The 23,639-nt window shown below is 61.4% G+C and carries 18 protein-coding genes; 11 read left to right on the forward strand and 7 right to left on the reverse strand.

Annotation, left to right across the window (positions count from 1 at the left end; translation table 11 throughout):
• The first annotated feature begins 76 nt into the window (after positions 1-76).
• Complete coding sequence (locus NJC40_RS23630) at positions 77-2,086, forward strand: peptidase U32 family protein (RefSeq protein WP_253141771.1); 2,010 nt, start codon at positions 77-79, stop codon at positions 2,084-2,086.
• A gap of 168 nt (positions 2,087-2,254) precedes the next feature.
• On the opposite strand, the gene NJC40_RS23635 is transcribed toward NJC40_RS23630, so the two are convergent.
• A complete protein-coding gene (locus NJC40_RS23635) occupies positions 2,255-2,887 on the reverse strand; it encodes an HD domain-containing protein (protein ID WP_253141769.1) in 633 nt (210 codons plus the stop codon).
• On the reverse strand, positions 2,874-3,389 hold the full coding sequence (locus NJC40_RS23640) for a GNAT family N-acetyltransferase (RefSeq protein WP_253141764.1): 516 nt from the start codon (positions 3,387-3,389) through the stop codon (positions 2,874-2,876). Before NJC40_RS23640 ends, NJC40_RS23635 begins: the two co-directional genes overlap by 14 nt.
• A gap of 377 nt (positions 3,390-3,766) precedes the next feature.
• Between NJC40_RS23640 and nirB the strand changes: the two genes are divergently transcribed.
• From nirB to NJC40_RS23655, 3 genes are all read left to right on the forward strand, one after another.
• The gene (gene nirB / locus NJC40_RS23645; protein WP_253141753.1) at positions 3,767-6,328 is read left to right on the forward strand and encodes a nitrite reductase large subunit NirB; all 2,562 of its coding nucleotides are present in this window, start codon (positions 3,767-3,769) and stop codon (positions 6,326-6,328) included.
• A complete protein-coding gene (gene nirD / locus NJC40_RS23650; RefSeq protein WP_045492451.1) occupies positions 6,328-6,711 on the forward strand; it encodes a nitrite reductase small subunit NirD in 384 nt (127 codons plus the stop codon). The genes nirB and nirD overlap by 1 nt, the downstream gene beginning before the upstream one ends.
• A gap of 415 nt (positions 6,712-7,126) precedes the next feature.
• Complete coding sequence (locus NJC40_RS23655; protein WP_253141743.1) at positions 7,127-8,452, forward strand: OprD family porin; 1,326 nt, start codon at positions 7,127-7,129, stop codon at positions 8,450-8,452.
• A gap of 5 nt (positions 8,453-8,457) precedes the next feature.
• Here NJC40_RS23655 and NJC40_RS23660 read toward each other — a convergent pair whose 3' ends face one another.
• Positions 8,458-9,798 carry a sensor histidine kinase gene (locus NJC40_RS23660; RefSeq protein ID WP_052483537.1) on the reverse strand — a complete coding sequence of 447 codons (1,341 nt, stop codon included), beginning with the start codon at positions 9,796-9,798 and terminating at the stop codon, positions 8,458-8,460.
• A 1-nt stretch (position 9,799) separates the two neighbouring features.
• Positions 9,800-10,489 (reverse strand): response regulator transcription factor, encoded by a 690-nt coding sequence (locus NJC40_RS23665; protein WP_045492457.1) that lies wholly within the window; start codon positions 10,487-10,489, stop codon positions 9,800-9,802.
• Between the two features lie 402 nt (positions 10,490-10,891).
• On the opposite strand from NJC40_RS23665, the gene NJC40_RS23670 reads away from it, so the two are divergent.
• Entirely contained in the window at positions 10,892-12,217 is a 1,326-nt protein-coding gene (locus NJC40_RS23670; RefSeq protein WP_253141735.1) for an OprD family porin, read from the forward strand.
• A 190-nt stretch (positions 12,218-12,407) separates the two neighbouring features.
• Entirely contained in the window at positions 12,408-14,411 is a 2,004-nt protein-coding gene (locus tag NJC40_RS23675) for a DNA topoisomerase III (protein WP_253141728.1), read from the forward strand.
• Positions 14,412-14,437: 26 nt separating this feature from the next.
• Here NJC40_RS23675 and NJC40_RS23680 read toward each other — a convergent pair whose 3' ends face one another.
• Complete coding sequence (locus NJC40_RS23680) at positions 14,438-16,462, reverse strand: sigma-54 interaction domain-containing protein (protein ID WP_045492465.1); 2,025 nt, start codon at positions 16,460-16,462, stop codon at positions 14,438-14,440.
• A gap of 194 nt (positions 16,463-16,656) precedes the next feature.
• On the opposite strand from NJC40_RS23680, the gene NJC40_RS23685 reads away from it, so the two are divergent.
• From NJC40_RS23685 to NJC40_RS23705, 5 genes are all read left to right on the forward strand, one after another.
• Complete coding sequence (locus NJC40_RS23685; RefSeq protein ID WP_045492467.1) at positions 16,657-17,679, forward strand: Gfo/Idh/MocA family oxidoreductase; 1,023 nt, start codon at positions 16,657-16,659, stop codon at positions 17,677-17,679.
• Positions 17,676-18,461, forward strand: coding sequence for a TIM barrel protein (locus NJC40_RS23690; protein ID WP_045492470.1), 786 nt, complete (start codon positions 17,676-17,678; stop codon positions 18,459-18,461). The genes NJC40_RS23685 and NJC40_RS23690 overlap by 4 nt, the downstream gene beginning before the upstream one ends.
• Before the next feature lie 44 nt (positions 18,462-18,505).
• The gene (locus NJC40_RS23695) at positions 18,506-19,432 is read left to right on the forward strand and encodes a sugar ABC transporter substrate-binding protein (protein WP_045492473.1); all 927 of its coding nucleotides are present in this window, start codon (positions 18,506-18,508) and stop codon (positions 19,430-19,432) included.
• Between the two features lie 72 nt (positions 19,433-19,504).
• The gene (locus NJC40_RS23700) at positions 19,505-19,873 is read left to right on the forward strand and encodes a hypothetical protein (RefSeq protein WP_045492476.1); all 369 of its coding nucleotides are present in this window, start codon (positions 19,505-19,507) and stop codon (positions 19,871-19,873) included.
• Position 19,874: 1 nt separating this feature from the next.
• Entirely contained in the window at positions 19,875-20,060 is a 186-nt protein-coding gene (locus tag NJC40_RS23705; protein WP_045492479.1) for a DUF1289 domain-containing protein, read from the forward strand.
• Positions 20,061-20,271: 211 nt separating this feature from the next.
• On the opposite strand, the gene yghX is transcribed toward NJC40_RS23705, so the two are convergent.
• Positions 20,272-21,159 carry a YghX family hydrolase gene (gene yghX, locus NJC40_RS23710; RefSeq protein WP_045492481.1) on the reverse strand — a complete coding sequence of 296 codons (888 nt, stop codon included), beginning with the start codon at positions 21,157-21,159 and terminating at the stop codon, positions 20,272-20,274.
• 55 nt (positions 21,160-21,214) lie between these two features.
• The gene (locus tag NJC40_RS23715) at positions 21,215-23,599 is read right to left on the reverse strand and encodes a TonB-dependent siderophore receptor (protein ID WP_253141726.1); all 2,385 of its coding nucleotides are present in this window, start codon (positions 23,597-23,599) and stop codon (positions 21,215-21,217) included.
• Between the last annotated feature and the right edge of the window lie 40 nt (positions 23,600-23,639).

Consider the following 23,639-nt stretch of genomic DNA (forward strand, 5'->3'; position numbering starts at 1 on the left):
CCGACCGGCAAAGGGTGCAGTCCGGCCTGCGTGCCACTACAATGCGCGTTTTGCCCTGCGCCGGACTCCACCCGTCATGTCTTTACCCAAGCACCACCTGGAACTGCTCAGCCCCGCCCGTGATGTGAGCATCGCCCGCGAAGCCATCCTGCACGGCGCCGATGCCGTCTACATTGGCGGGCCGAGCTTCGGCGCACGGCACAACGCCTGCAACGAGGTCAGTGAAATCGCCGAACTGGTGAAGTTCGCCCGCCGCTATCACGCACGGATTTTCACCACCCTCAACACCATCCTGCATGACGACGAGCTGGAACCGGCGCGCAAGCTGATCCACCAGTTATACGACGCGGGTGTTGATGCGCTGATCGTTCAGGATCTGGGGGTGATGGAGCTGGACATTCCGCCCATCGAGCTGCACGCCAGCACCCAGACCGACATCCGCACCCTGGAGCGGGCGAAGTTCCTCGATCAGGCCGGGTTCTCGCAACTGGTTCTGGCCCGCGAACTGGATCTGGGCCAGATCCGCGAAATTGCCGACAACACTGACGCATCCATCGAGTTCTTTATCCATGGCGCGCTGTGCGTGGCGTTCTCCGGGCAGTGCAACATTTCCCAGGCGCAGAACGGCCGCAGCGCCAACCGTGGTGATTGCTCGCAGGCCTGCCGCCTGCCCTACACCCTCAAAGACGATCAGGGCCGCGTGGTGGCCTTCGACAAACACTTGCTGTCGATGAAAGACAATAACCAGAGCGCCAACCTGCGCGCGCTGGTCGAAGCCGGTGTGCGCTCGTTCAAGATCGAAGGCCGTTACAAGGACGTGAGCTATGTGAAGAACATCACCGCTCATTACCGCCAGATGCTCGACGCGATCCTCACAGAACGCCCCGACCTGGCCCGCGCCTCCAGCGGCCACACCGCGCATTTCTTCGTACCGGACCCGGACAAGACCTTCCATCGCGGCAGCACCGACTATTTCGTCACCGATCGCAAGATCGACATCGGCGCCTTTGACTCACCGACCTTTACCGGTCTGTTGGTGGGTAACGTGGAGAAGGTCAACAAGCGCGACCTGATCGCCGTGACCCACGAGCCGCTGTCCAACGGTGATGGCCTGAACGTGCTGGTCAAACGTGAAGTGGTGGGGTTCCGCGCCAACATTGCCGAGCTCAAGGGCGAGTTCGAAGAAGACGGCGAGAAGCGCTGGCGCTACCGGGTCGAGCCCAACGAGATGCCGGCCGCCCTGTCGCGCTTGCGTCCTGACCACCCGCTGAGCCGCAACCTCGACCATAACTGGCAGCAAGCACTGCTCAAGACCTCGGCCGAGCGGCGCATCGGGATCCGCTGGAATGCCGTTCTTCGCGAACAGCGCCTGAGCCTGGAAGCCACCAGCGAAGAAGGCGTGCAGGTCGCGGTCAGCCTCGACGGCCCGTTCGGTGCAGCCAATAAACCGGAACAGGCACTGGATCAGTTGCGTGATCTGCTGACCCAACTGGGCACCACGATCTATCACGCACAGGATGTGAAGCTCGACGCGCCGCAGGCGTTCTTCATCCCCAACTCGCAACTCAAGGCGCTGCGCCGCGAAGCCATCGAAGCGCTGGATGCCGCCCGTGTGGCCGCCCATCCGCGTGGCGCACGCAAGGCCGAGACCAGCCCGCCGCCGGTCTACCCCGAATCGCACCTGTCATTTCTGGCCAACGTTTACAACCAGAAGGCCCGTGACTTTTATCACCGCCACGGCGTGAAATTGATCGACGCCGCCTACGAGGCTCACGAAGAACCCGGTGAAGTGCCGGTGATGATCACCAAGCACTGCCTGCGCTTCTCGTTCAATCTGTGCCCGAAACAGGCCAAGGGCGTCACTGGCGTACGCACCAAGGTCGCGCCGATGCAACTGATTCAGGGTGACGAAGTGCTGACCCTGAAATTCGACTGCAAGCCATGCGAGATGCACATCATCGGCAAGATGAAGAGCCACATCCTCGACCTGCCGCAACCTGGCAGCAAAAAGGCCGGCATCGTTGGCCACATCAGCCCTGAAGAACTGCTCAAGACCGCCAAGCGCCCACCCCAGGCGCCGCATTGATGAAATGTCGGTAACGACCTTAGTGTGGGCGGCACTCCGATGAAGGCTAAGGGTCAGGCGCTGGACATGTTTTGTCTGGCCTGGCCCTTTCACGAGCAAGCTCGTTCCCACCTTATTTCAGGCCATAACCGGGTAAGGGCCAACCGGGCCCGCGTCACCCTGAACTGATCAGCATTGCTCCTGTAAGCCGTCGATCTCGGCCTGGATGTTTTCTCTGGCCCGCGCTTCCCAGCGGGCCTGTCCTGCGGGGCTGGTGAAAATCACTGGTCGCTGTAGAAACTTCTTCAACACCGCCACCCTCCCCGGCACATACAGCGCATCGGGAAAGCAACCGTATTCAAGGCGCACAGCTTTTGCGTAGGCGCTGTACTCGCTGGGTGTCGCAGCAAGAATCGACAAATCGATATCCACCAGCAGGCGCTGGTCGGCGCTGGTTGCAGGCTGACGATGGTCGGTGGCCATGATCAGCGCGTGTACGGCCTGCACCTGTGCGCCCAGCCCGTTAGCCTGTAGCACTTCGCTCGCCAGCTCGGCGCTGCGGGTTTCGTTATCCTGGCGGGCCGGGTCGTAGATTGCGTCGTGGTACCAGATGGCAAGCTCCAGCAGTTCCGGGGCCTGGGCATGATCGCGCAGCGTGTCGAAGGTTTGCAGCATGGCGTCGATATGCGCGGCGCTGTGGTAATGCCGGGCGGGCCCGGCGTACAACCGCTGCAAGTGCTCGAAAGCGTCCTGCGGCGGCTGCACGCCCAGCCGCTGCCAGAGCGACTGCCAGCGTTGCAGGTCGAGGTCAGGGGCGTTCATCCAGCGCTTTCTCCATATGGGTGGTGTGCCAGAGCGGATCGTCTTCCACATCGGTGATGGTGAAACCGTGCTTTTCCCAGAAAGCAATGGCGCCAGCCAGGAACGGATGGGTATGCAGGTACAGCACCTCGACGCCCTGCTGCTGCGCATGCTCGCTCAGCGCCCGGAACAAACGGCTCGCCAGGCCAGCGCCGCGAAAGGCCGGGGCGACGAACAGCCGGACGATTTCCACCGTGCGCCGGCCCCGGTAGTCCAGTTGCGCAAAGCGCTGGTCGTAAGGCAAATAGCCGATGGCCGCGACGATCTGGCCGGCTGCGCGGGCAATCAGAAAATGACCGTCCGGGCCGTTGAGGTAGACCTGCTCGAACCCGGCCAGGTCCGAGGGTATGGCAGCGGGGTCAAGCATCGGGAAGATCTGCGCCCGGGCCTGCATGACAAATGCAAGGGTGGCAGCAATGTCGGCCTGTTCGACAGCGGTGATCAGGATGGCCGGTTCTGACATGGTGCTCGCCTGGTTGCCCAAAGCTGCATGGTAGTCGATTACAGCTGGAGACGCGCCGTGCTGCTCCAACCTGGAACAACCTGCACCATTTAAATGCACCCATCACCTCACTCACGGCTCTGAAAACCGCAAAACCCCTCATTGCACGGGGCTTTCCGTGATCTGGCACAAGCCCTGCATTAACTCTGGCAAGCCCACCCACGCAGGTCGGGCAGCCCCTTGCAGTCGACGCAGATCAACGGGCTTAAAGGTACATCCGGCAACGTCGCCTGGGTAGCACCTCATAACCAGAACAGGCAAAGGCGCCTGGAACCTCACGGTTCCGGGCGCTTTTTTTTTGCTTCACGAAACCTGATTGGCCTAGGCCGGGATTTGCTATGAACACCACAGTCTTGCCTCACAACGATGTACAAACCCTGATCGTCGTCGGTAACGGCATGGTCGGTCATCATTGCGTCGAGCAGTTGATTGCGGGCGGTGCCCTTGAGCGCTATCGCATCCATGTCTTCGGTGAGGAGCAGCAGCGCGCCTATGACCGCGTGCATCTGTCCGAATACTTCAGCGGCCGCGATGCTGAATCGCTGGCGATGAGCGACGCTGCCCTCTACGAGCAACCCGGCCTCACCTTACACCTCGGTGTCCCGGTGCTGGAAATTGACCGCGTGCGCCGTGAGGTGATCACCGCCCAGGGCAGTTTCGCTTACGACAAACTGGTACTGGCCACCGGCTCTTATCCATTTGTACCGCCGATCGAAGGCGCCAGCGGTCACTCGAAACTGGTGTACCGCACCCTGGACGACCTGGACACCATTCGCGCCGCCGCCAATCAGGCGCGGCGCGGCGTGGTGGTCGGCGGCGGCCTGCTCGGTCTGGAAGCTGCCAACGCCCTCAAATCCCTGGGTCTGGAAGCCCACGTGGTGGAATTCGCGCCACGCCTGATGCCGGTGCAGCTTGACGAGCTCGGTGGCGCGGCGCTCAAGGCGCGCATCGAAGCGCTGGGCGTAGGTGTACATCTGTCACGCGCCACCCAATCGATCAGCGCCGGCAACCAATACCGCTACCGGATGAACTTTGCCGGCGACGAGTTTCTGGAAACCGACCTGATTGTGTTCTCCGCCGGTATCCGCCCGCAGGATGCCCTGGCCCGCCAATGCGAACTGGACCTGGGCCCGCGTGGCGGCGTAGCGATCGACGAACATTGCCGCAGCAGCGATGCCGATATCTTCGCCATCGGGGAATGTGCCTCGTGGAACGGCAGCGTGTTCGGTCTGGTTGCGCCGGGTTATCAGATGGCCCGCAGCGTCGCCGCGCAGTTGTGCGAGCAGGATGCCGAGTCGTTCTTCGGCGCCGATATGTCGACCAAGCTCAAATTGCTGGGCGTGGACGTCGGCTCGATCGGCGACGCCCATGGCGCACTGGCCGGGGCAGTGAGCTACCGCTATATCGATGAAGCCACCGCCAGCTATCGCCGGCTGGTGGTGTCCGCCGACCGCAAGCACGTGCTCGGTGCGGTGCTGGTCGGCGACAACAGCTACTACGACACCCTGCTGCAATATGCACAGAATGGCATCGCCCTGCCTGAAGACCCGGCCAGCCTGATCCTGCCGCACAGTGAAGGCGCACCGGCGCTCGGTGCCGATGCGCTGCCCGCCACCGCGACCATCTGTTCCTGCCACAACGTCAGCAAGGGCTCGATCTGCGCGGCCATCGACGAAGGTTGCACTGACCTGGCCGGCATCAAGGCCTGCACCAAGGCCGCTACCGGCTGCGGCGGCTGTGCGGCCTTGCTCAAGCAGGTCTTCGAGCATGAACTGATCGCCCGCGGTGTCAGTGTCGACAAGAGCCTGTGCGAGCATTTCGCCTATACCCGCCAGGAGCTGTACTCGATCGTGCGGGTGGAGAACATCGAGAGTTTCGAAGAACTGCTGCATCGCCATGGCAAGGGCGAGCACGGCTGCGACATCTGCAAGCCAGCAGTCGGTTCGATCCTGGCGTCATGCTGGAACCGGCCGATCACCGACCCGCTGCTGATTCCGCTGCAGGACACCAACGACACCTTTATGGCCAACATGCAGAAGAACGGCACCTACTCGGTGGTGCCGCGTATTCCCGGTGGCGAAATCACCCCGGACGGCCTGATCGCCATCGGCGCGGTGGCCAAGAAATATGACCTGTACACCAAGATCACCGGTGGTCAGCGGATCGACCTGTTTGGTGCGCAGTTGCACGAATTGCCAGAGATCTGGGGCGAACTGATTGAGGCCGGTTTCGAGACCGGGCATGCCTACGGCAAGTCGACCCGCACGGTGAAATCCTGCGTGGGTAGCACTTGGTGCCGCTACGGCGTGCAGGACAGCGTGGCCATGGCGTTGCGCATCGAGGATCGTTACAAGGGCCTGCGTTCACCGCACAAGCTCAAGTTTGCGGTGTCGGGCTGCACCCGTGAATGCGCCGAGGCGCAGAGCAAGGACGTCGGGATCATCGCCACCGAGAACGGCTGGAACCTGTATGTGTCCGGCAACGGCGGGATGCGTCCACGGCATGCCGAACTGTTCGCCACCGATCTGGATGACGAGACCCTGATCCGTTATATCGACCGCTTCCTGATGCTCTACATCCGCACCGCCGACAAGCTGCAACGCACCTCGGTATGGCGCGAATCGCTCGAAGGCGGCCTGGATTATCTCAAGGCGGTGATCATCGATGACAGCCTGGGCCTGGCGGCCGAGCTGGAATCGCAGATGCAACTGGTCGTCGACCGGTACGAATGCGAGTGGGCCAATGCCCTGAAGGACCCGGAAAAACTCAAGCGTTTCCGTACCTTCGTCAACGACAAGCGCAGCGACCCGGATGTGCATTTCGTGCGTGAACGTGAACAGCGCCGCCCGGCGCGAGCCGATGAACTCAAGCTGATTCCCCTGTTCAAGGAGGTGGTGTAATGAGCCAAACCAACGTGGCATTTGCCGAACGCCCCCAAGCCACGGCGACCTTGCACTGGCATAACCTCTGCCAGCATCAGGACCTGGTCGCCAACTCTGGCGTAGTGGCCTGGATCAATGATTGCCAAGTGGCGCTGTTCTATTTGCCTGGCAATGAACAGCCATTGTACGCCGTGGGCAACCGCGACCCGAAATCCGGGGCCAACGTGATCGGCCGTGGCCTGCTTGGCAAACTGGGCGACGACCTGGTCATTGCCTCGCCGCTGTATAAGCAGCACTTTCGCCTGCAAGACGGCAGTTGCCTGGAGTACCCCGAGCAGCGGCTGGATGTCTGGCCGGTACGAATCAATGGCAGCCAGGTAGAGATCGGCCTGCCAGGCTGATATATAAACCAATAAGTTGTAACAATGGCGGCAGCCGGCTCTTATTGACCGGCTGCCGCTTTGTTTTGCAGACTCGCTACAACATGAATGCTTGCAGAACCATGACAAAAACTTAATAAAGGAATTGGACTACAAACAATTCAGAACAAATAACACCCCCTCTCAGAACACCGAAATAACTTCAAACATCGCATCACTCATCGAAACAACATGCCCCGGACAACTAACTTCAACCATCAAAACTGCGTGATATAACTGTCTGCGTCGCCAACCACTGATCCCTGAATAATATTTGGCTGTTTGGCGACTCAATAAACCAGACTGATTTACATCAGCGCTCAATGACTGCTCGTCAGCGTTACAACCTCCACGGTTTGACACGACGACAGATTTGATGGATTCAAGGAGTTACACAATGCAAATAAAACACCTGAGCTATATTGCTTTGGCGGTTTCGGCTGCCCTGAGCCAGAGCGCAATGGGCGCACTGGTAGATGACCAGGCACAGGCCAAGGGCTTGCTCGAAGACAGCAGCCTCAATGTGCACCTGCGCAACTATTACTTCAACCGTGATGCCAAACAAGGCGAGCGCGATAACCGCGACTGGAGTCAGGGCGCAATCGCCCATTACAACTCGGGCTTTACTCAGGGCACGGTCGGTGTGGGGGTCGACGCCTGGGGCCAACTGGGCCTGAAGCTCGACGGCCAGAGCCGCTACGCCGGCACCGGCAACCTGCCGGTCGACCGCCACGGCCACCCGGACCGCAGCTCCGCCAGCGCAGGCGCAAGTATCAAGATGCGTGCCGGCCAGACCCAACTGCGTTACGGCAACATGCAAACCGAGGCTCCGGTATTTGCCACCAGCCACTCTCGCCTGCTGCCACAAACCGCTACCGGCTTCAGCCTGCAAAGCAGTGACCTGGATAACCTTGACCTCGACTTCGGACATTACACCGCGACCAATAGCGGCGTGACCACCAACGGCCGACATACCATCCACGCCAATAACGCCGGGGTCAGATCGGGCAGTGCCACATTTGCCGGTGCCACCTGGCAACTCAGCCCGGAGTGGAGCAGCACCTTGTATGGTGCCCGTCTGGATGATGTCTGGAACCAGTACTACTTCAATAACAACTATGTGCTCGGGCTCAGTGGCTCAGATAAGCTGGAGTTCGATGCCAACCTGTATCGCACGCTGGATCAGGGCCACGCCAAGGCTGGAGCCATCAATAACACCGCCTGGTCGATGGCCGGCACTTATTCATTCAATAGTGCCCATGCGCTGACATTGTCTTATCAGAAAATTCACGGCAACACGCCGTTTGATCTGATCGGCACGGGCAATAACCGCTCGGGTGAAGGCGGCAGCTCGATCAACCTGGCCAACGCCGCACAGTTCTCGGACTTCAACGGCCCGAACGAACGCTCGTGGGGGCTCACGTATAAACTGGACATGGCACCGTTGGGTGTACCGGGCCTGAGCTTCACGACCCGGCACATGCGCGGAACTGGCATTGATGGCAGCAAGACCCCGTATAACAGCGCCTACGCTGGCCTGTACGGAGAAAACGGTCGCCATCACGAGACCAACTTCGAAACCCGCTATATCGTCCAGAGTGGCGCCGCAAAAGACCTGTCAGTACGCCTGCGCCAGGCCTTCCATCGCGCCAACCTTGATCAGGGAGAGAAGAACGTCAATGAAGTACGGCTGATTCTCGACTACCCACTGAACCTGATCTGACCGCCTCAGCGACTCTGCAACACCACGCGCAGCCCCGGCTGCGCGTCCTCCAGCAGCAACTGATAGCCATGGGTTCTGGCCACGGCAGCAACGATGGCCAGCCCCAGCCCGCTGCCACTGGCTCTGGGTTCCTGCCGGCCACGGGCGAAGCGTTGCAAAACAGCCTGATGCTGGTCCGGGGTGATACCCGGACCATTGTCTTCAACCTCTATTCGTGTGCCCTGCTCACTGCGCAGCAGATTCAGACGAATCTGCCCGCCCGCAGGGGTGAACTTCAACGCGTTGTCCAGCACGTTCATCAGGGCTTCGGCCAGCAGCTCGCGATCCGCCAGCAACGGCGGAACCTGCTCGACATTCAACTGCAGCTCAATGCCCGCCTCTTCAGCCACTGGCTGATAGTCTTCAAACAATTGCGCCAGTAACGGTCCCACCATCAGGGTGGTCATGCCTGCGCGGCGCGAACGTGCGTCGATTTCCGCGATACGTTGCAATGCCCGAAACCGGCCAAGCAACACATCGGCGGCGTCCAGAGATTTCTCCAGACGCACTTTAAGCACCTCTGCAGGCGCCTGGTCGTATTCGATCAAGGCGCGATGCAACTGCGCCCGAAGCTTGTTCAGCGGTGTTCGCAAGTCATGTGCCGCGTTGTCTTCGAGGCTCTTGACCTCATCGAGCAAGCGCCCGACCTCACCCACCATCCGGTTGACCAGCGACGAGAGCATGTCCAGTTCATCGCCGCGCCGGCTGATGGGCAGCCGTTGGGTAAAATCGCCCTCGGCGATTCTGCGGCTGGCAGCCTGGACCTTGCGCATCCTGCGCAGTGGGCCCAAGCCCAGCAGTACGGCAAACAGCAGCCCGGCGATCAGGATCAGGCAGGCGCTCCAGCCCAGATAGCGCAACAGGATGTTACGCAGGCTTGCCAGGGTCTTGGCCTCGAAACCGACCACCAGAATCTGGCCATTTGGCAATTGCCGGGCCACGAACTTGGCTCCGTCAGCAAACCCCGAATCGTCCCAGTCATGCGGTTTGCCGTCCAGTACAAGCTCTTGTGGCGGCGTCTGCATCGTGCCATGCACATGTTGCCTCTGTGGGCTGAACAAGCCATAGGTCACGACCCCGCGCAGGTCGCCCTCTTGCAAGCGGGTGATTTCGTCAGGCAGGGACTCGACCGGGAGGTACGACAGTTGGCGCATTTCACCAAGGATGGTCTGGTCGCCCTGGCGCGACATGTAGCTGGCCACCTGCCAATAGATCAGACCATTGAGCAACAAGGCTCCCAGCGACAAGGCGATCGCATAGGTGACGGTCAGCCGGAATGCCGTGGTACGCAACAAGCGGATCCGCACGTCAATTGACTCCGGTGTCGACCAGCACAAACCCCGAGCCGCGCAAGGCGTTTACCACCACCTGACAGCCCACGGCATCCAGCTTGCGGCGTAGCCGGGTGAGGTGCACGTCGATCAGTTTGGTGCCCGGATCGAAGTGGTAGCCCCATACCGTTTCGAAAATCAACGCACGGGTGACCACGGAGCCGGCGTTGCGCATCAGAAACTCCAGCAGCTTGAACTCGATGGGCGACAGGTTAATGCGCTGCTCACCACATATCAGTTCACGGCTCAGCAGATCGAGACTGAGGTCAGCGACCTGCAACAGGGTTTCGCGCTCCAGTGGATCGATGTGCCGGCGCAGCAGCACATGGATACGGGTCGCCATTTCTTCGGAAACGAACGGTTTGACCAGATAGTCATCACCCCCGGCCCGCAGGCCGCGAATCCGGTCGTCGACATCGGTCAGGGCGCTGATCATCAAGACCGGAGTCTGCACGCCGGCGGCCCGTAACCGGGTAATCACCTGCAGGCCATCGAGCCCCGGCAGCATACGGTCAAGAGTGATCGCGTCAAACCCGCCAGCAAGCGCCAGTTCCAGGCCCCGCAGGCCGTCATCGGCGCACTCGACGACAAAGCCGACACGGCGTAATTCCGAGGCGATTTCCTGAGCGGTGTCGTGGTCGTCTTCAATGCACAAGACCTTTCGCATGAGGCTCCCCTAATCCTATGTGCCGCCATGGTAGCAAGCGGTGACAAACCCGCGCACGACACGCTGGCAATGATTCTGCCCATGGCTTGGCGGCTGCCCAAGGATGAGCAATAGCAGCAAAACGCCATTTGTGCGGCACGCTACAAGCCGGCAAGACCCCGACAAAGTTAAAAAATTGTAACCCGGCCTGTCACTGCTTCGTCTTAAGCCATTGAAATAGCGTGATATAAAAGCTTGGCGCGAGATAATGCATCGCCCACGTAGCGCATGCACCCTCATCTACTATCGCGCCCGCGATCCTTAGCTGGGCAATGCCCACCTGCCGTAAATGCCCGCCACCGATGACTGATCAACATGCCATCAATGGACACGCCGGGCCCTACCAATCAGGGGAATGATTCGATGAATGCAAAACAATGGAGCGCCATCGCACTGGCTGTTTCGGCCGCCGCGAGCCAGCTGGCTCACGCAGAAACAATCGAAGACCAGGCCGAGGCCAAAGGATTCGTCGAAGGCAGCAGCCTCTCGGTACTGGCTCGTAACCAGTACTTCAACCGTGACCGTCAGGATGGCGCCACCGACAACCGCGACTGGACCCAGGGGTTCATCGGCAACTACAGCTCCGGTTTCACCGAGGGCACCATTGGCGTGGGTATCGATGCCTTCGGCCACTTCGCCCTCAAGCTCGATGCCCAGGAAGGAGACAGCGGCACCGGCAACCTGCCACTGGACCGCAACGGCAAGGCTGAAGACAGTTTTGGTAGCGCCGGTGCCGCCGTAAAACTGCGCCTGTCCAAGACCCAGTTGCGCTACGGCAAGATGCAACCCACCGCGCCGGTGTTCGCTGTGGGCGGCACCCGCCTGCTGCCACAGACCGCCACCGGGTTCGAACTCAAAAGCAGCGAAATCGAAGGGCTGGATCTGGAAGCCGGCCGTTACACCAGCACCAACAGTAACGTGACCACCAACCAAGACCACGACATCTACGCGTTGTACGCCAATGTCACGGCGCGCAAAGCCACCTTCGCCGGCGCGGTCTACCAGCTCACGCCGAACTGGACCGCCAGCCTTTACGGTGCGCAGTTCGAAGATGTATGGAACCAGTACTACGCCAACACCAACTATGTGCTGGCGTTGTCCGGTGACCAGTCGCTGACCTTCGACGCCAACCTGTACCGCACCCTGGATGAGGGCCAGGCCAAAGCCGGCTCGATCAACAACACCACCGCATCGCTGTCGGCGACCTATGCGTTCCTGAGCGCCCATTCGATCACCCTGAGCGCGCAGAAAGTCCATGGCGACACGCCGTTCGACTATCTGGCCGTCGGCAATAACGGTAACGGCGAAGGGGGCGACTCGATCTTCCTCGCCAACTCGATCCAGTGGTCGGACTTCAACGGCCCGAACGAGAAATCCTTTGGCATTCGCTACAACCTCGACATGGCGACTTACGGCGTGCCCGGCCTGAGCTTCATGGCGCGCCATGTACGCGGCTATGACGTCGATGGCAGCAAGGTCTCGGCCGACAGCGCTTACGCGGGTTTGTACGGTGACGACGGCAAGCACAACGAAACCGATATCGAGGCCAAGTACGTGGTCCAGACCGGCCCGGCCAAGGATCTGTCGTTTCGTATCCGCCAGGCCTTCCACCGCGCCAACAGCGACCAGGGTGAAGGTGACCTGTCCGAGTTCCGCCTGATCGTTGACTACCCTATCAGCGTTCTCTAAGCGGCAAGTCATAAGCTGCAAGCGGCAAGCTGATTTGAGCCTGACTCACTTGCCGCTTATAGCTTGAAGCTTGCAGCTCCAGTAAGGCCGCCCAGCGGCATTTACTGTACGTCCATACAGATAAAACTTGATCTGCCCTCGCGCCTGACGCATTCTGTCGACCTCGACCGATCACAAGACTGCCCCGGCCATGCGCCTGTTTCTCTGCGAAAAGCCCTCTCAAGCCAAGGATATCGCCGCCGTGCTCGGCGCCACCCGACGTGGCGAAGGCTGTCTGGTCGGTCCCAATGCCACGGTCACCTGGTGTATTGGCCATCTGCTGGAAACCGCCCCGCCCGACGCCTACGACGCCCGCTACAAACGTTGGGCTCTGCAAGACCTGCCGATTGTCCCCGGCGCCTGGAAAATGCAGGTCAAACCCAAGACAGCCAGCCAGTACAAGGCCGTCAAGCGCTTGCTGGGCGAGGCCCGTGAGCTGGTGATCGCCACCGACGCCGACCGTGAAGGCGAGATGATCGCCCGTGAGCTGGTCGAACACTGTCGTTATCGCGGGCCGATTCAACGCTTATGGCTGTCGGCGCTCGATGATGCCTCGATCCGCAAGGCGCTTGCAGCGCTCAAGCCCGGGGCTGCCACATTCAGTCTTTACCACTCGGCACTGGGCCGCTCGCGCGCCGACTGGTTGATCGGCATGAACATGAGCCGGCTGTTTACTTTGCTCGGTCGGCAATCGGGCTACCAGGGCGTATTGCCCGTCGGTCGGGTCCAGACCCCTACCCTGCGCCTTGTCGTCGACCGTGACCGCAGCATCGCCGACTTCGTGCCGGTGCCTTATTGGGCGATTGAGGTCGGTCTGCGCCACGCCGGCCAGGATTTTACCGCCCAGTGGCGCGCCCCGGCCGATGCCTGCGACGAGCAGGACCGCTGCCTGAACCAGCCGTTGGCGCAACAGGCCGCGCGAGACATGCAGCAGGCTGGCCAGGCGACCGCCATCAGCGTGCGCACCGAGCGTATCCGCGAGGCGGCCCCGCTGCCGTTCGACCTCGGCACCTTGCAGGAGATCTGCTCAAAAAAACTCGGTCTCGGCGCCCAGGAAACCCTGGACATCGCCCAGTCGCTGTATGAAACCCACAAGCTGATCACCTACCCGCGCAGCGACTGCGGCTACCTGCCCAACAGTCAGCATGGCGAGGCCGCCGGGATCATTGCCGCCCTCGCGGCTGCCGACCCGTCGCTGCAGGCCTTGCGCGGCCATCTGGACCCGGCACGCCGCTCACGGGCCTGGAATGACGCAAAAGTCAGTGCTCACCACGGCATCATTCCCACCGCTGCCACCCGCGCCTTTGAGCGCCTCAGTGGCAAGCCACGGGCGGTGTACACGCTGATCCGCGCCCGTTACCTGGCGCAGTTCCTGCCCAACCACGAATACGACCGCACCCAGGCCGACTTCGATTGTGCCGGCCATGCGCTGCGCGCGGTCGGCAAGTGCATCATCGAGGCCGGCTGGAAACGCGCCCTGCCCGAAGCCCTGACCCCGGCCAAAGGTCGCGAGGCCGCGCCGCCCCAGGCCTTGCCGGCGCTGCACAAAGGCTGTGTCTGCCCGGTCACCGCCGTGCAGCTCAAGGACCTGTGGACCCAGCCGCCCAAGCCCTACACCGAGGGCGATCTGATCAAGGCGATGAAAAACGTCGCCCGCCTGGTGGAAGACCCGCTGCTCAAACAAAAGCTCAAGGAAACCACCGGCATTGGCACCGAAGCAACCCGCGCCGGAATCATTCAGGGCCTGCTCGACCGCGGTTACCTGAGCAAGAACGGCAAGGCGCTGTCGGCCACGCCACCGGCTTTCAGCCTGATCGACAATGTGCCAAGGGCCATCGCCGACCCCGGCACCACGGCAATCTGGGAGCAGGCTCTCGACATGGTGCAGAACGGCGAAATGAGCCTGGAAGAATTCGTCGCCAAGCAGGCCGCCTGGATGAGCAAGCAGGTCGAGCGTTGCCAGGGCCTGCGCCTGAACCTGCAAGGCATGCCCGCGCCGGCTGGCGCCGCGCCGTGGAAGAAATCGCGCAAAGGCAGCGGCAAAGGCACCACCAAACGCAAGAGCAGCAACGTGTCGCGCCCCGCCCAGGCTGAAGGTACAACAGCGGTGCGGCGCAAACCTGCCACCTCGCGCAAACCGCGTAGCCCCCGTTGAACACCCGGGCCTGGCCGGTCGCGAGTTCAGACTCTAAAGCTGTCCACTTCAAGCCCCAGCCGATGCATTTTGTTATACAACCCGCCCCGTGATACCCCCAGTTGCTGCGCTGCCAATCGCATGTTACCGCCCGTAGCCTGTAGCACCTCGATGATCGCTGCGGCCTGCCGGCTCTGTAGGTCCAGCGACCCGGCGCTTCTGGCTGCAGGACGGGCTTCGACGCGACCCCCCCCAATGGCAGGGCCTTGCTGCAGTTCGATCGGCAAATCTTCGACCTCGATCTGCGTCGTGGTCGCCAGGTTGGTGGCCCGCTCCAGGGTATTTTCCAGTTCGCGCACATTCCCCGGCCAGCCATAAGCTTCCAGCAGACGCAAGGTATCTGCCGAGAGGTCGCGGACATCCTTGCGCAGTGACCGCGCCACCCTGACCAGAAAATGCCGGGCCAGCAGAGCAATATCATCACGGCGCAGTCGTAACGGCGGCACGCTCAGATTTAGCACGTCGAGCCGGTAGTAAAGGTCTTCCCGGAACGCTCCCTGCGCCACCGCCTGGCTAAGGTTTCGATGCGTGGCAGCGATAATACGCACATCCACACGTTGGGATTTCTTGGCCCCGACCCGCGTCACCTCGCCTTCTTGCAACACCCGCAGCAAGCTGACCTGAGCATCAAAGGCCATGTCGCCGATTTCATCGAGAAAGATCGTGCCGCCGTCGGCCAGCTCGAATTTGCCCGCAGAACCGCCCCGTGTGGCGCCGGTAAAGGCACCTTCGACATGCCCGAACAACTCACTCTGCACCAGTTCACGGGGAATTGCGCCGCAGTTCACTGCCACGAAAGGACCGCCGCTACGGGCACTGGCATTGTGGATAGCCTGGGCGAACAGCTCTTTGCCTGTACCGCTTTCGCCGATAATCAAGGTGGTGGAGTCGCTGCGACTGGCAATCCGTGCAAGGCGCAGGGCGTCCTGTAGCGCCCGCGACCGGCCCTGTATGTTGTCGAAGGTATACTTGGCACGGGCACCAATCACGCGGCGGGTGATCTCACGAATGCGCAGGTTCTCGCGCAACGATAGAATCCAGCCGCCTTGGGCCAACGGGCAGACCGACACCAGGCAGGCCAGGGCGCTGCCATCGGCCAACTGGAAACTGCAATCGAGGTCGCGCAAGCCGTCACCGTCACGCAGCAGCACCTCCTGAGCGGGTTCACTGTGGGCCAACTGGCGCAGCGGCGCGCCGAGCGAGGTTTCATCTGCGTTGAACAATTGCCGCGCATAGCGGTTCAACGTCTTGATCCGGCCTTGTGAATCAAGCACCACCAGCCCCTCGTTGAGCACTTCCAGCACGGCGCGCTGTTCACTGAGCAGTGCTTGCAAGGCCATCTGCCGTGAAACAGCTTCGGCGGCCGCCTGCACCGTGCCCAGGGTGTGTAAATGAAACCAGCCCGGCTCAGCAGTAAGGGTCAAAATAGCCCGGGTGCGGCCTTCACTGTCGCGAATCGGCGCTGCCGCGCAATGCATGCGCCGCGCACGTAGACCACTGGCGAAGTTTTCTTCGGCCAGCACGTATACCAGACGATCTTCACGCAAAGCCAGGCCCGTGCAATTGGTGCCCTGCACCGACTCCAGCAAACGGCTCCCGATCGGCGTGATGTCCAGGCCACAGAAATGCAGGGTGGTGCCATGGGAATCGGTAAGGTTGATATGCCCCCGCGGGTTGTACGCCAACAACCCCTGCATCACCTGAGCCGCGGTGTGAATCAATTCACGGTGCTCGTGCAAAGTGGCCGCCAACATCTGTGAACTGACAAACCGATAGGCACTGTCATGCGGGTCGATACCGCTTGCCAGACTGCGTTGCCAAGAGGCCCAGATCAGCGCCCTCACCTGCTCAGGAGGCGACGAAATGCCCGCCTGACAGGCTTGCCAGGCCGCTTGCAACGCCGGTATGGGCCCGTCACTCAGATCGCCTGGATTCAAGGCGGTCAGATAATCCAGATCCTGAGGGGCAAGCAGTTGCGCCAAAGGCTCAACCCGGTCAGCAAAATCACGCATCGGCCACCTCTACGAATGTCTATTTTTATGACATGCCATTATAGACATGTCATTAAATTAGACATATTTGCCTTCATAATTCGAAATAAAGCCTTTATTTTCAATAAGTTAAAAATTGGCACAGGCGTTGCTCTCTTGCTGTCACGGACTGTCGTTCGACAACCGGCCCAGAAAAACAACAAGGAGTTTTATCGATGACCTCAAGCAAGACTCTTCGCCTCGGCCTGATTGGTGCTGGCCGCATGGGCAGCTTCCATGGCCTGACAGCAGCCCGGCATATTCCCGGTGCCACCTTGGCAGCCATCGCCGACCCAACCCCCGGCCAGGCAGCCCGGCTGGCCGTTGAATTGGGAGTAGACAGGGTCTATACCGACCCACAGCAACTGATTCTCGACCCGGACATTGATGGTGTACTGATCGCCTCGCCGGCGCGCAGCCACGCCGAACTGGTCGTCAGCGCCGCTCGCGCCGGCAAGGGCATCTTCTGCGAGAAACCGATGGCCATCACTCTCGACGAAGCCGACCGCGCCATCGAGGCAGCCAGGCAAGCCGGCGTGGTCTTGCAGGTGGGCTTCAACCGGCGGTTTTCCAAGAGCTTTCGTCAGGCCCATAAAGAAGTTCTGGCAGGCCACATCGGCACCCCGCAACTGCTGCGCTCACTGACCCGGGATCCGGCGCTGAGCAACCCTGCCGCGTCGCCGCAGTGGGTGATCTTTCTGGAAACCCTGATCCACGATTTCGACACCCTCAACTATCTCAACCCGGGCGCCTGTGCCGTGGAAGTCAATGTCATGGCCGATGCGCTGATCGCCCCGCAGTACAAAGCCAGCGGTCTGCTGGACACCGCGCTGGTGAGCATCCGTTACGACAACGGCGCCCTGGCCAGTGCCGAGGCCAGCTTCCAGGCGGTCTACGGTTACGACGTGCGCGGTGAGGTATTCGGCAGTGCCGGTATGCTGACCATGGGCGACATCAACTGCTCGGACCTGCGCCGTTACACAGCCGAAGGCATCAGTGCCGACAGCATGCGCATGGACACCGACCTGCTGCGCGATGCCTACATTGCCGAACTCAATCACTTTGCCGATTGCCTGCGCAATCGCAGCCAGCCGCTGGCCAGTGGCGAGGATGCCCGCGCCGCACTGGTGATCGCTCGCGCCTGTATCGACTCGGTACTGCAAAGCCGACCGATCCGCATCGAGGAGACCCGCTCATGAGCCGCTGCCCATTCAAACTCGCAGCCAGCGCTGAAATGCTGTTTGTCGACCAACCCTTCATCGAACGCGTGCGACGTATCCATGAGCTGGGCCTGAGTGTAGAGATCTGGAACTGGACGAACAAAGACATTGATGCGCTGATCGCCACCGGTGCCGACTTCACTTCCATGACCGGTTACATCGACGGCAACCTGACCGAAACCGATGGCATTGCCCGTCTGCTTGCCACTGCCCAACAGTCGCTGGCAGTAGCCGAACGTCTGGGCTGTCCGAGTCTCAACCTGCACGGTACCGGCCTGGACGACAAGGGCCTGCCGGTACGCCCGGTGCAGAAGGTCAGCGGGCGCATGTGGCTGAGCGCCTGCAAAACCCTGGAGAAAATCGCCCGCCTGGGTGAGGACGCAGGCAAGGTATTCCTGCTGGAAAACCTCAACACAGCGGTCGATCATCCTGGCACGCCCTTCGCCCGCGCCGAAGATACCCTGGCGCTGATCGAGGCGGTTGACAGTCCGTACCTGAAACTCAACCTCGACCTGTACCACGCCCAGATTGGCGAAGGTAACTTGATTGAACTGGTACAGCGCGCCGGCAGCGCGATTGGCGAGATCCAGGTGGCCGATGTGCCGGGGCGCCAGGAACCGGGCACCGGTGAAATCAACTACCCGGCCATTGCCCGCTCGCTTGATGCCATGGGCTATCGCGGCGTGATCGGCCTGGAAGGCTGGGCCTCGGGCGATCCGCTACTGGCCATCGAGCGCTTGCGCGAAGCGTTCAGCCTGTAAAACCCTGCGCACGTTTTCCGATAACAACAAAAAGGATACTCACCATGCGCTTTACCAAGCTTTTCGCAGTCACTGCCGGCTTGCTGTTCAGCTCCATGGCACTGGCCGAATACCGTATCGGGGTCAGCATCGCCAGGGTGGACGACAACTTCATGACTTACATCCGCAACGGCCTGAATGACGCCGCCCTCAAGGCCGGTGTGCAGATCCAGATCGAAGATGCTCAGGGCGACGTGGTACGCCAGCTTAACCAGGTGCAGAACTTTCTTACCCAGAAGGTCGATGCCGTCATTGTACTGCCGGCCGACACCGCCGGGGTCGCCCGGGTCACCGCGGCGGCGGTGCAGGCCAAGACCCCACTGGTATACGTCAATCGCCGCCCGGACCAGCCGGAGTTACCCAAGGGGGTGGTGGCCGTAGGGTCGCGTGAAGAAGAAGCCGGGCAACTGCAAATGGGCTTTCTGGCCGAGAAAATGGGTGGCAAGGGCAATCTGGCGATCATCATGGGTGACCTGGCACAGAATGCCACGCTGGGTCGTACCAACGGCGTGAAACAGGTGCTCAAGGATTACCCGGACATCAAGATCATCGAGCAACAGAGCGCTGAGTGGCAGCGCAGCCGCAGTATGGACCTGACCAGCAACTGGCTGTTGGCCGGAACCAAAATCGACGCCATCGTTGCCAACAACGATGAGATGGCCATCGGCGCGGCAATGGCACTGCAACAGGCGGGCAAGACCAAGGGATCGATACCGGTGGTGGGTATCGACGGGTTGCCCGATGGCCTGATCGCTATCAAGCGTGGCCAACTGGCAGCCTCGGTGTATCAGGATCCGAAAGCCCAGGCGGAAGGGGCAATGCAGGCCGCAGTGAAGCTGATCAAAGGCGAGCCGGTCGAAAGTGAAGTCTGGGTGCCCTTCCAGTTGATCAAGCCGGAACAGGTGGATCACTTCGCCCAACAAGCCAAATAAGGCGCGTCCACCTCTGCAAAAAGGCCGGTCCCGTGACACACTGGTCGGCCTTTTTCCACACTGCCACCTCGTATGTCCATATCCAAGCGCGAACAAGCGCACCTTGAACGCCTGCTGAGCCAGACCCTGACCGAAGCCTGCGAAACCGCCAAGGCCGAACTGCTCGGTTTCCAGTGGCTGACCCATGTGGTCGACTACGCCAACTTTCCGGACAGCCTGCAAGTCATCTGGGTGTTCGACAGCGAAGCCAACCGCCAGGCCGCATTGGCCGCCGGGCAGATGCAACGCATGAATGACTTTACCGCCATGGCCCTGAGTGAAGCCGGTGTGCGGCTGCAACAGATTGAACGGCATGTGTCCTGTGACAGCGAACAAGCCTGCCAGCACAGCCACGCCGGTGACTGGCAAAAACGCCTGGCGCGTCGTTCGAGACGCGCCTGAAATGGCCAAGGAAATCGACAACCCTTGCACGTCCCAATGCCAGCTCAGTGGCGAGCTGTGCGTCAGTTGCGGCCGGACCCGGCAAGACATCCGTAACTGGAAACGCATGAAACGCCCGGAAAAAATGGCCGCCGTACTGCGTGCCAGCCAGCAACTCAAAAACCTGCAAAAACGCAGCCGTAACTAATCCCCGGATAAGAGTGGTACCGATCAGTTAAGCGATTTCGGATCTGGCTCGGTCCCGGTGGGAGGGAGTTCTACTCGCGACGAGGCCCGTGAAATCGGCACATTGGCTTCGAATGTACCGCCGTCTTCGCCTGCAGAGCTGCCTCCCACCGGGCCGAGTGGGCCTTAACCCGTATTGGCCCGCGATAGCACGGCGGTCCCGCCGCGCGCCTTCAAGCAAGATAACGCTTGAACCACTCCAGCGTCCGTTCCCAGGCCAGCCTGGCCGCTGCTTCGTCGTAGCGCGGCGTGGAGTCGTTGTGGAAGCCGTGGTTGGCACCTTTGTAGATGTAAGTCTGGTAGGTGGTGCCGGCCGCTTGCAACGCTTGCTCATAGGCCGGCCAGCCCTCGTTGATGCGGGTGTCCAGTTCGCCGTAATGAATCATCACTGGCGCCTTGATCCGCGGCACATCTTCGGCCTTGGGCTGGCGACCGTAGAACGACACTGCCGCGCCCAGCTCCGGATAAGCCACGGCTGCCGCATTGGCGACCCCACCGCCATAACAGAACCCCGTGATGCCGACCTTGCCGGTCGTGGCGTCATGGGCCATCAACCATTCCAGGGCGGCAAAGAAATCGTTGAGCAGTTTTTCCGGGTTGACCTGCTGTTGCAGCTCGCGGCCCTTGTCGTCGTTGCCCGGATAACCGCCCACAGAGCTCAGGCCATCAGGGGCCAGGGCGATGAAGCCGGCCTTGGCGACGCGCCGCGCCACGTCTTCGATATACGGATTCAGGCCGCGGTTTTCATGGACCACCACCACGCCCGGCAGTTTGCCGCTGGCCTTGGCCGGACGTACCAGATAACCACGTACCTGACCGTGGCCATTGGGCGACGGGTAGCTCACGTATTCGGCCACGATGTCCGGGTCAGTGAACGGCACCTGCTCGGCCAGCGCATAGTCAGGACTGAGCGCTGCCAGTACGCCGACGGCGGTCAGGCCGCCGGCAGTGAACTTCGCCGCCCGGTCGAGAAACTCGCGGCGGTTGATCTGGCCGTGGGCGTAGTAGTCGTAGAGCTCCAGCAGTTGCGGGGCGAAGTCTTTGGCGGTCAGTCTTTGCATCGGTGTACATCCTGTAGGTCGGTGAGCGCCATTCAAGCATAGTCCGGCCAGCCTCTCAGTAACTCAAGCTCAGGCTGGCCAGCACATGGGCCGGCTCGCCATAGTAATTGCCATCGGTACCGGCCACCGTTTCGATGTATTTGCGGTCGGTGAGGTTGCGGCCATTGAGCGACACCCGCACGTGCTCATTGAGGTCATAGAACAGGCTGGCATCGAAACGCGCATAGCCGCCCACATCATAGCTATTGTCCAGATCACCCTCGCGCTGGCCGGCGAAGATCACTCCGCCAGCAAAACCCAGGCCGCGCAGACGGCCCTCTTGCAACTGGTAACTGGACCACAGCGAACCGCTGAGCGTCGGCACCCCGGTCAGGCGGTTGCCCTCATTGATCAGCGTGTCCTGGGTGACTTCGGCGTTCAGGGCGCTGAGGTTGCCAATAATCTGCCAGCCCGGCAGCGGGTTGCCGGTGACGTCCAGCTCGACACCGCGCACGCGCTGCTCGCCGGTCTGCACGGCGTATTCGCTGTCACTCGGGTCGCTGGCGGCAACGTTCTCGCGGACGATTTCAAAAGCGGCCAGGGTTGCGCTGAGCTGCTCGGGAATGATGTCGAATTTGGCGCCGACCTCATATTGCACGCCTTGTTCGGGGTCGAGCACCCGCCCCGTACGGGTCTTGGCGGTCTGTGGAGAGAATGAAGTGCTGTAGCTGGCATACAGGGCCAACCAGTGCTCAGGTTGCCAGACCACCCCGACACGCGGTGACAGTTGCTCCGGCTCAACGTCGGTGCGGGTAATGAGGTCGTCGGCATCCAGCGCCTTACTGGTCTGCCGGGTGTCATCGTAGCGGGCACCGAGCAGCAGCTTCCATTGCTCGTTGAACTCAATCTGGTCTTGCAGGTACAGGCTGTAGGACTGCAGGTCGTAGCGCACTCGCTCCTGGAAGGCAAAGCGCCCGGGCGTAGCGCCGTAGACCGGATTGAACACATCCAGTGATGCCAGCGAAGCCCGGTAACTGGACGTGTCGCGCTGACCATCGATGTACTCGAACCCGGCCAGCGCCGTGTGTTGCACGGCGCCGGTGGCGAAACGCGCAATGGCCTCGAACTGCATGTCCAGGGTGCGAATGCGTTCTTCACCATCCGTGGCGCGCCGGTTGAGCGTCCGGCCGTCACTGGCCAGGCCGCGCAGGTCGACCACATAGCGATCCTTGTGCGAGTCATCCCAGCGGGTCATCTGGCGCAAGCTCAGCCAGTCATTGAGGTCATGCTCGGCGCGGTACCAGAGCGAGAATTTGTCGGCCTTGTCCCGTGCCCACGGCTCGTGCAGATAGCGGTCGGCCGGCAGATTGATTTTGCCATTGATGGGAATCGCGCCGCGGTCAAACGGTGAGCTCTGGTCGATGTATTCCAGCCCCGTGTCGACCCGAGTGCTGTCGCTGGGCTGCCAACGCAGCGCCGGGGCGATGTAACTGTGTTTGCTGTCGCGCAAGGTATCGCGAAAGCCGCGATCGGTCTGGGTCGCGACGGTCAGCCGGCCGGCCAGTGTCTCGGCCGGGTTCAGTGCGCCGCTGGCGCTGGCTTGCAGACGATAGAAATCACCACTGCCGGCCTGGAGCTTGGCGCTGGCCTGCGCAGTGAAGGACGGCTTGCGGGTCACCAGATTGATCAGCCCGCCGGGGTTGCCGCGCCCGTACAGCACCGAGGCCGGCCCCTTGAGAACTTCGACCCGCTCGACATTGGCCAGGTCGCTGAGCGCTTCCGGGCGCGAGGCCAACGGATTGAGCGGCATGCCGTCAACCGCATAACCGGTGGCATGAAAACCGCGAATCACGAAGCTCTCCGACGAGCCGCCATGGCTGTTGCCGCGCTGCACACTGCTGACGTTGGCCAGCACATCGCCCAGGCGGTCAAGCTGTTGATCCTCGATGACCTGGCGTGGCACCACCTGCACTGACTGAGGAATATCGCGCAGCGCGGTATCGGTCTTGCTCGCCGTGGCGGTGCGCGTGGCGCGGTAGCCCTGCACCGGTCCTGCGGCGGTCTCGACCTGCGCGCTGCCATGAATGGTCGAAGGGGCCAGGTTCAGCGCCCCCTGCTCAGCCGGCTGGCGGAACAACAGCAGCGTACGCTCCGGGGTCAGGCTCCAGCCCAGCCCGCTATCTTGCAGCAGCTGGCGCAGCGCATCCTGTTCACTCATCACGCCCTTGAGCGCCGGGGCCCGCAGATCACGCGCCAACTCGGCATCAAAGCTGACCTGAATGCCACTTTGTGCCCCGAAGGCGCCCAACGCGCCAGCCAATGACTGGGCCGGCTGGTCATAACGCTGGCGCTGCTCGGCAACCACCTGGGCGGCCGTGCCCAGTAGCGCACAGCCCAACAACCAGCCCAGCGGCCAGCGGGATGAGGCGGGGCGAAACAGATGAACACGAGGCACGGGCATGGCAAAAATCCTTGATTACGTCTGGTTAGCATCCGAGATA

It is taken from the genome of Pseudomonas sp. 21LCFQ02, assembly GCF_024129895.2.
In the GTDB taxonomy this organism is placed as follows: domain Bacteria; phylum Pseudomonadota; class Gammaproteobacteria; order Pseudomonadales; family Pseudomonadaceae; genus Aquipseudomonas.